At 60.9% G+C, this 660-nt stretch carries 1 protein-coding gene; it reads left to right on the top strand.

Annotated features, from left to right (window positions below; genetic code table 11):
* Nucleotides 1-109: 109 nt before the first annotated feature.
* A partial coding sequence (locus KQH55_RS16460; protein WP_235091723.1) for an AMP-binding protein occupies nucleotides 110-660 on the top strand: 551 nt, incomplete at its 3' end.

Here is a 660-nt window from a genome sequence, read left to right as displayed (position 1 = left end):
GCCGCGGGGACAACAGTCCGAGCCACCAGCGAACTTAGCCAAATACTTAGACGACACGACAGCGCGACAGCCGAGTGCTCGTGCGCTCGTCGACTCCGACGGATCTGCGTTGAGCTATGCAGAACTGTCCGCAGCAGCCGATAGGATCGCCGCTTTCCTTCACCGCAACGGGATTGTGGCAGGGGATCGTGTCGGGCTTTTTATGCGCAAAAGCGCGCAGACGCTTGCGGCCATCTTCGGCATACTCCGTCTAGGCGCGGCCTATGTGCCCACCGACGTAGGCAGCTCAGGCACGCGTGCAGCCACCCTATTCAGCGATTGTGACGTTCGGATCGTCTTCACCGACCCCGAATCAGCGCGGCATTTAATCCAACACACACACCAGCTTAAGCCTCGCGTGGTGGTGATGCAGCCACGTCACGAGGAAACGAACGACACATATGAAAGCTGGCAGACGCTGGACATGCTGCACGGCGAGAAACACGCGTATCCACGCAGCCCGCCGGATGCGAACCGGCTCGCCTACATCCTTTACACCTCCGGTTCCTCCGGGACACCGAAAGGGGTCGCCATCAGCCAGCGCAACGCCGTGAGCTTCGTCGAATGGGCCTCGGCTGCCTTCAAGGTGACAGCGCAAGACCAGGTATCTAGCCACGCCCC

Origin of the sequence: Mycetohabitans sp. B3, assembly GCF_021498065.1 — a bacterium.
GTDB lineage: Bacteria > Pseudomonadota > Gammaproteobacteria > Burkholderiales > Burkholderiaceae > Mycetohabitans.
This window is presented reverse-complemented; position numbering and strand designations above follow the sequence as displayed.